General features: G+C 67.3%; 8 protein-coding genes. All 8 read right to left on the bottom strand.

The features are described 5' to 3' along the window. Positions 1 to 2100: 2100 nt before the first annotated feature. A complete protein-coding gene (locus SA2016_RS20190) occupies positions 2101 to 3297 on the bottom strand; it encodes a ParB/RepB/Spo0J family partition protein (RefSeq protein WP_066501730.1) in 1197 nt (398 codons plus the stop codon). Between the two features lie 79 nt (positions 3298 to 3376). Further along, complete coding sequence (locus SA2016_RS20195) at positions 3377 to 4294, bottom strand: ParA family protein (RefSeq protein WP_371326638.1); 918 nt, start codon at positions 4292 to 4294, stop codon at positions 3377 to 3379. A 196-nt stretch (positions 4295 to 4490) separates the two neighbouring features. Next, positions 4491 to 5129 carry a 16S rRNA (guanine(527)-N(7))-methyltransferase RsmG gene (gene rsmG / locus SA2016_RS20200; protein ID WP_066502988.1) on the bottom strand — a complete coding sequence of 213 codons (639 nt, stop codon included), beginning with the start codon at positions 5127 to 5129 and terminating at the stop codon, positions 4491 to 4493. A gap of 43 nt (positions 5130 to 5172) precedes the next feature. Next, the gene (locus SA2016_RS20205) at positions 5173 to 5712 is read right to left on the bottom strand and encodes a Jag family protein (protein WP_066501733.1); all 540 of its coding nucleotides are present in this window, start codon (positions 5710 to 5712) and stop codon (positions 5173 to 5175) included. Continuing rightward, positions 5709 to 6674, bottom strand: coding sequence for a membrane protein insertase YidC (gene yidC / locus SA2016_RS20210; RefSeq protein WP_066501734.1), 966 nt, complete (start codon positions 6672 to 6674; stop codon positions 5709 to 5711). Before yidC ends, SA2016_RS20205 begins: the two co-directional genes overlap by 4 nt. Positions 6675 to 6695: 21 nt before the next feature. Beyond that, complete coding sequence (yidD, locus tag SA2016_RS20215; RefSeq protein WP_084249684.1) at positions 6696 to 7115, bottom strand: membrane protein insertion efficiency factor YidD; 420 nt, start codon at positions 7113 to 7115, stop codon at positions 6696 to 6698. Next, positions 7099 to 7500 (bottom strand): ribonuclease P protein component, encoded by a 402-nt coding sequence (gene rnpA, locus SA2016_RS20220; protein WP_066501736.1) that lies wholly within the window; start codon positions 7498 to 7500, stop codon positions 7099 to 7101. Before rnpA ends, yidD begins: the two co-directional genes overlap by 17 nt. 49 nt (positions 7501 to 7549) lie before the next feature. Next, positions 7550 to 7687 (bottom strand): 50S ribosomal protein L34, encoded by a 138-nt coding sequence (gene rpmH / locus SA2016_RS21160; RefSeq protein ID WP_084249685.1) that lies wholly within the window; start codon positions 7685 to 7687, stop codon positions 7550 to 7552. Between the last annotated feature and the right edge of the window lie 208 nt (positions 7688 to 7895).

Here is a 7895-nt window from a genome sequence, read left to right on the forward strand (position 1 = left end):
GTTATCCACAGGCCCATCATCGTCGGCCTCGAGATCCGCACAGGGATATCCACAGGTGATTTCGTGCGCCTGGGTGACGAATTGGCAACGGACACCGCCGCGACCGCCAGTGCGCACAGCTGGGGCCGGCCACCGACCGGGTCGAACCTCGACCGTCCGCTGTGGCCCACAGGGCTCTCGCTCGTCCACTCTGTCTAATCGCTGCTCGCCTGCGGAGCCCCCGCACGCTTGAGCGCCCCGATGCGCGCTGTCGAGTCCCTGGCACCCCGGCAGCCCCAGCTCGACCAGTCGCGGAAACGGCAGCGGTACGGAAGTCTGGCCGACCCGAGGGGCCGCGCATGATCGGCCAGCCTACACCGCCATGACTGCTCGAGCCCGAGGCTAGTGGGTAGCTCGGAGAGGCCGCTAACACGGTGCTCGGGCGGCTCCCGTCCTCTGCACGTCACAACCCGCACGAACCTGCAACCGGGCGGGCTCAATCAACCCACGCCACAGCGGAGAGCTGGCGCGGCCCGGGCTGTACATATCGCGGTCGCGCTGCTCGCGGGCCTGGACCGGCGCCCACCCCTCGGCGCGGGAGACGAGTCCCAAGCCTTTGGTTTCACGTGAAACACCTCCCTGCGACGGCACACCGAAGCGCCCGATCATGTCGTGAACAACGAGCTCGCGTCGAGCCTCTTCGGAAGGTGCCGGCCACGATTTCCCCGCCGGCCAAGGCCTCCGTTCGAGGTAGCACGGGTCCTTCCCATGACCAGGGAGTGACGAAGAGGCAGATCACGCCCGCTGACGCGGCTCGCAGGCGTTACTGTCTGGCCAACCGCAGCGCGAGTCGAATCCATCCCGTGCCGTCTCTCGAACCGCGCCGGGACCTGTATGGCCGAAGTGCCACCATGGCCACGGGGGCTAGGGCCAGGTTTCGAGCGAGCCCAGGTCATGGCATAGCGCGTATCGGGCCTGCCCTCCAATCGGCCAGCCGCCAGGTTGTCGATCGGCGTCGCACGCCGCCTCCCAACGGAGGGGTCATGGGGACGACATGGGCGCATCGTTTCACGTGAAACATCGGCAGCAGTGCCAGCGGGTCATAGCGCGCAGTCCGACGACAGCTCTGCGTCCGATCCGCCGCTCTCGTGGGTCCACAACGATTCCTCCTTGCCGGGTATTGCTGTGCTGACAGGCCCTGTCGTGAACCGGCATCCAGTGTCGTCCACAGCAAACTTCGAAAGCCGAGTGCGTACCCCTTTTAAGGAGGTCGACCTTGAGCGCGTCTCGGTGTCCGCGGTTCCGAGGAGATCACAATGACGGTAACCATTACTCCGAATCCGCAGGTTCGAAGCGGAGTCATCGCACTTCCCGCGACGTACTGGCGATTCGCCCGCACACCACCTGGTTCTTGGCATCGCGCTTGCGAACACGCGCGAGCCAACAGGGGTTCCGACCACAGCAAATGGCACCCCCACGATCGTCCTCCAAGGAAACGCGGCAACACCGCCTCTTAGGCAAGTGGATTTCTCTTGCAGTGTGGCCTACAGCGCCGCCGCCGCAGAAAGGGATCAAGCTCGCGGGGGGGCACTGCTTGGGCCTCGTGGACACAGATTCTTGGGCCGCGCGGAAGTGGGCGCGCGCGACGAATACGCGGTGCCGGAGACGCCAACGGGTTGCGTGTGGTCCGACTCTAGAAGTTGTCCCCCGTCTCCCGTCCTTCGCTGCTCCCAGCACCACCTCCAGGAGGGGTCTTTGAATCCACAGATCTGAAGGATTGTCACAGTATTCCCCGCGACGTGCTGGCGATTCAGCCGCACTCTACCCGATTCCCGGAAGCGCATGCGTCGTGCAATGCGCGATGCGCCCGCAGCTCACGCCCTGGGCGCGGGCTTGTCCATTGGCGCTCTATGCGGCAACCTCCGGCAGCGATGCGCAGATCCATGCACTTGATTCAGGCTGTCGAGCGACACCTGCAGAGGCCGCGGGGATTTTCCGCGTCCACCCACCAACGGCTTCAGCTTCCTGCCAGCGCTGCGTGCAAAGGCTCGGGGCCTGTTTCACGTGAAACAGGCCCCGATCAGACAGCAGTTCCGCTCAGCCCTCGCTGCGTTCCGAGGATCACTCCTCTTCGGGGCTGATGAGCGTCATGATCCGGTTGAGGTCTTCCACCGAGGCAAACTCGATGCTGACCTTCCCCTTGCGTGCACCGAGGGTGATCTTGACGTTGGTGTCGAGACGATCGGCAAGGTTGGACGCCAGGAAATCGAGCCGTTCGTGGCGCGCATTGTTCCGAGCAGAAGTACGGCGAGCCTCCTGCGGCTCCTGGTAGAGCGCAACGGCTTCCTCGGTGGCGCGCACGGACAGCCCCTCGGCGACGATCCTCTGCGCCATGCGCTCGATCGCGGCGTCATCCGGAAGAGAAAGGAGAGCTCGAGCGTGGCCAGCACTGAGCACCCCAGCCGCCACTCGGCGCTGGACGAGGGGAGGCAGGCGCAGAAGCCGGATGGTGTTGGAGACCTGCGGACGCGAGCGGCCGAGGCGATCGGCAAGTTCCTCATGCGTGGTTCCGAAGTCCTCGAGCAGCTGCTGATAGGCGGCAGCTTCTTCGAGCGGATTCAGCTGGCTCCGGTGGAGGTTCTCGAGGAGAGCATCGCGGAGGAGCGCATCGTCACCGGTGTCCCGGACGATAGCGGGAATCGCGTCCAGCCCCGCGGCCTTGGCCGCACGCCAGCGGCGCTCACCCATGACCAGTTCATAGCTTTCGCTACCGGATTCGGTTGACTTCCGGACGACGATCGGTTGAAGGATGCCGATCTCACGCACCGAGTGCACCAGCTCCGCCATGTCTTCCTCGTCGAAGACCGTGCGGGGCTGCTTCCGGTTCGGGTGGATGTCGTCCACAGGAATCTCGGCGAACTGTGCCCCCGGCACCTCGACGAGGTCCAGCTCATCCTCCGTCTGCGCGCGCCTAGACCGGCTCCGGGGCGCCTTGGCCCGCGGCTGGCCCGCCTCGTCGGGGACAGAGCCCCGACGGCCCTCCTCGTTCTCGGCCTCCGGAGCGCTGGAGGACGACTGCGAGGTCGAGGGCTTCTTGGCGCCCTGGTCTCCGCGGTCAACAGCCGGCTTCTCGGCCGGAACCTCTGCAGCGGTGCCGAGGGACTCCCCCTGCTCCTGCGCTTCCTCGGCGGACCGGCGCCCGGTGTCGGGGAAGAACAGGTCAACGGGGCGCGACGGCGTCGTCGAGCCGCTAACCGGTGCCGTGCTCGGGATGAGGGCTCCCAAACCCCGGCCGAGTCCTCGGCGCTTCTCGCTCATAGCGGTTTCCTCCCTTGAGCCCGTTCGCCCGGGCACTGGCTGTTCAGAGGTGATGCGAGACTGGTGACCCGCCAACGAGCTAGCGCTCCGCGATCTCGGCCGCGGCCTCGAGGTAGGACAGTGCACCGGTCGACGTCGGATCGTAGGTCAGCACGGTCTGCTGGTAGCTGGGAGCCTCCGAGATCCGGACAGAACGCGGCACCACTGCTTCCAGGACCTGCTCGGGGAAGTGCTCGCGCACCTCGGAGGCCACCTGGGCCGCGAGGTTCGTCCGGCCGTCGTACATGGTGAGGAGAATCGTGGAGACGCGCAGGTCCGCGTTGAGGTGCTTCTGGATCATCTCGATGTTCTTGAGCAGCTGGCTCAGTCCCTCAAGGGCGTAGTACTCGCACTGGATCGGAATGAGTACCTCGGTCGCCGCGCAGAAGGCGTTGACCGTGAGGAGGCCCAGGCTCGGCGGGCAATCGATGAAGATGTAGTCCAGGCGCTCGAGCCCAGCCTTCTGGCGCTCGGCGGCGTAGTTGTCGATGGCACGGCGCAGACGCTGCTCGCGTGCGACCAACGAGACCAGCTCGATCTCGGCGCCCGCCAAGTGGATCGTCGCGGGCGCGCAGACCAGGTTCTCCACGTCGGGGCAGGGTGCCACCACGTCGTTCAGCGGGGCATCGTTGATGAGGACGTCGTAGATGCTCTCGACTTCCGAATGGTGCTCGATGCCGAGGGCCGTCGACGCGTTGCCCTGGGGGTCGATGTCGATCACGAGGACCTGCATGCCCGCAGAGGCCAACGCCGCGGCGATGTTGACGGTCGTGGTGGTCTTGCCGACCCCGCCCTTCTGGTTCGACACCGTGAAGACGCGGGTGTTGTCAGGACGGCGGAGCGTGCGTCCACTGAGCCTCTCGCGGCGCCGCGCCTCACTCGCGAGCTGGCTCGCGATCGGGCTGCCCTCATCGAGGTTCTGGAGGAAGGACTGGGCATCGCCCTTCGGCGCAGCCAAGAGCTCGGCCGGGACCGAGGGCGGCTGCGGACCGGTTTCCGTGGGGCCGCTGGCCGTGGCGCGTGCAGACCCCAGCGTCAAAAAGGGAGGTATGCGCTGGGCCGACGTCTCGCCACTGGTCACTGTCAACTCACTCTCGATTCGCGTCGATTGCCTCTCCCTAGACTAACGGTTCAACCCGTCCTCCCGCGGGAGTTCAGGCCTCGCCGACATCGATCCTCACGACAGTCGTCGGCTCCTCCAGCAGGCTCTCGCCCACGGTGTGCACGTCTACGGAGTGGCCCTTGAACTTCCGGATGGCCTTGGCGGCCTTCTCCACTTCCTCCGCGGCACTGCGTCCCTTGATCGCCACCAGCGTGCCGGACCCGCGCAGCAGCGGGAGCGTCATGGGCACCAGCGTCGCGAGCGCGGACACGGCTCGGGCGGTGACGAAATCGGCGTCGACCTCGCCCGCAACCTGCTCGGCCCGTCCCCGGAGCACCGCGACGTTGGCAAGGCCCAGGTCGGCGACGACCTCCTCGAGCCAGTGCACACGCCGCTCGAGCGGCTCGATGAGCGTCAGGTGAAGGTCAGGCCGTGCGATGGCAAGGCACAGGCCGGGCAGCCCGGCCCCGCTCCCCACGTCTGCGACGCGTGCGCCCTCGGGGAATTCGGACTCGATGACAGCACAGTTGAGCACGTGCCGGCTCCACAGCCGCGGGACCTCCCGCGGACCGATCAGGCCGCGCTCGAGGCCGGACGTGGCGAGGTGGCGCACGTAGCGGCGCGCGAGGTCGAGGCGGTCGCCGAACAGGTGCTCGGCAGCGGCCAGATCGTTCCCGACCAGCTCGGGCACGCCGCCGACGGCGGCCTCAGCGGGTGACTTCTCGGCCACGTCGTCAGTCGGCCGAGACGACGATGTGCCGAGCGGCGCCCTCACCCTCGGATTCACTGACGAACCCGAGCTCGGCCACGGCGTCGTGCACGATCTTCCGCTCGTAGGAGCTCATCGGGTCGAGGTGGACCGTCGTCTCGCCGGCCTTGACCCGCTCGACGGCCGTCTCGGCGAGTTCCTGCAGCCGCACGGACCGCTCCCCGCGGTACCCATTGATGTCCAGGACGAGCCGCGAGCGGTTCCCGGTGGCAGAGAGCACGGAGAGGCGCGTGAGCTCCTGGAGGGCCTCGAGGACCTCACCGTCGGCCCCGACGAGGGTGTCGAGCCCCTCGGCCTCGTCATCCCCGACCACAGAAAGGTAGGTCCGGCCGTTGCGGACCTCGATGTCGATGTCGCCGTCGATGTCGGCGATGTCGAGGAGCTCCTCCAGATAGTCGGCGGCGACGTCGCCCTCCTCCTCAAGCCGGCTGAGCGGCGTCTGGGAGGCGGCGTCCTCGGCGTCGTGGTCCTCGGGAACGTTCACGGCAGTGCTCTCGGAGGTCATGACTTCTTCTTCCTGTTCTTCCGCTGCGGCTGCTGGCGCTGCGTCTTGGGCTCCGGCGGCGGCGGGATGTCCTCGGGCCGCATGACCTTGCCCGTGGTGACGTCGATCGGGGCGAGGCCCTTCGCGGCCCTGCGCTCGTTGAGGGCCCGAGCGGCAGGCGAACCGGGAGCGGGCATCCGGCGGATCACGTAGAACTGCTGGCCCATGGTCCACAGGTTGGAGATCGTCCAGTAGATCAGGACGCCGATCGGGAAGTTGATGCCGCCGATGCCGAAGACGAGCGGGAGGATGTAGAGCAGGATCTTCTGCTGGCGCATGAACGGGCTGGCCATGGCCGCCTCGGACATGTTCTTCGCCATGATCTGCTTCTGGGTGATGAACTGCGAGGCCGTCATCGCCACGATCATGAGGATCGAGAGGATGGCCACGGCGACCGCGTCGCCCCCACCGCCGTGCAGCAGCGACGCGGAGAGCGGTGCCCCCAGAATGCTCGAGTTGTGGAACTGCTCGACCTGGTCATGGGTCATCGCACCGATGCCGGTGTTGTTCGCCTGGGCGTTGCTGATCCCCGAGAGGACCCGGAAGAGCCCGAAGAAGAACGGCATCTGGATCAGCATGGGGAGGCAGGCGGAGAACGGGTTGGTCCCGTGCTGCTTGTAGAGCGCCATCTGCTCCTGGGCCATGGCCTGGCGCGAGAGCTGGTCGGTCTTGCCCTTGTACTTCGCCTGCAGCTTCTGGAGGTCTGGCTGCAGCAGCTGCATGCCGCGCTGGGCCTTGATCTGCTTGACGAAGACCGGGATCAGCGCCCCGCGGATCACCAGGACGAGCCCGATGATGGAGAACGTCCAGGTCCAGCCGCTCGCTGCGGGCAGGCCGATGAAGGACAGGGCCTCGTGGAAGGCCACCATGACGAAGGAGACCAGCCACTCGAAGGGCAGAAGTATTGTCCCTAGAGGGTCCATGCGTTTTCCCTGTTCCTCATGTCAGTTACTCGTGTCGTTGGGGCGCGGGCCTGCGGGGCCAGCACCGTCGGTCCAGAAGCGGTCCGGGTGGTTCAGCACGACGATCCGCGGGATGCGGTCCTCGGGCCAATGGCGGTGGCCCTCCGGGACCGGGTCAATGCCCCCGGCGTTCCAGGGATGGCATCGGGCCAGCCGGCGCACCGCCAGATACGATCCTCGCACAGCGCCGTGCACGGTGACGGCCTCGAGGGCGTACGCCGAGCACGAGGGGAAGAACCGGCACACCTGTCCGTACAGGGGTGACACGACGGCGCGGTAGGCCTTCAGCAGCAGGATGAGCACGTGCTGCGGAAGGGTCCAGACGAAACGGCCGACGCCGGCCGCCCACCTGACGGCCGCCGGTCGCCGCGCGCCGGCGGGCATCTCAGCCACCGCTGCCATCCGCTGTCCTCTCCCGTCCGGCGGCCCCGTCGGGGCCGGTGCCCCGCTCGAGGCGGCGCAGGGCTGCGCCGAGCGCCGATTCGTAGTCCGTGCTGAGGTCGTCCCAGCTCGCCGTTGACGACGCGGGGAGGGCGCGGACCACGACGTCGAGTCCGACAGGGCGCACGCGCACCGTCGAGGCGGCGGCCTCCCTCAGCCTCCGTTTAACGAGGTTGCGTGTGACTGCGTTCCCCACCGCCTTGGACACGATGAAACCGAACCGGCTCGCCCGCTCGCCAGTGGGGGCCGCATACAGCACGACGTTCCGGCGCCCTTGGCGGACGCCGGAACGTACGGTATGCGTAAAATCCGCGCCGGAGCGCAGGCGGTGGGCCGCGGCGAGCATCAGTCCGCCATCAGCGCGTGCCCGCGATCCGACCCGGCCGAGTCAGGACTCAGGCCGAGAGCTCAGCGCGGCCCTTGGACCGGCGCGCAGCCAGGATGGCGCGGCCGGCGCGGGTGCGCATGCGCAGACGGAAACCGTGCTTCTTGGCACGACGGCGGTTATTCGGCTGAAAAGTCCGCTTGCTCACTTCTCTCACTCCAGTAGATCGAGCGCGTCTGCCGGACGGGTCGAAGTGCTGGCGGACGCTATGTATTCATGGCCTGCCGCCCCCGCCGCGCCTCATGCCGGCATCCGCAGCACGGGCACCCGGAGGGGCTGTGCGTGGGGCGTGCCGAGGGCATGCGACAGGAGAAGTAGGCAGACACAAAGGACTTAACGACGTTAGGGCACGGCAA

The organism is Sinomonas atrocyanea, from assembly GCF_001577305.1.
In the GTDB taxonomy this organism is placed as follows: Bacteria; Actinomycetota; Actinomycetes; order Actinomycetales; family Micrococcaceae; genus Sinomonas; species Sinomonas atrocyanea.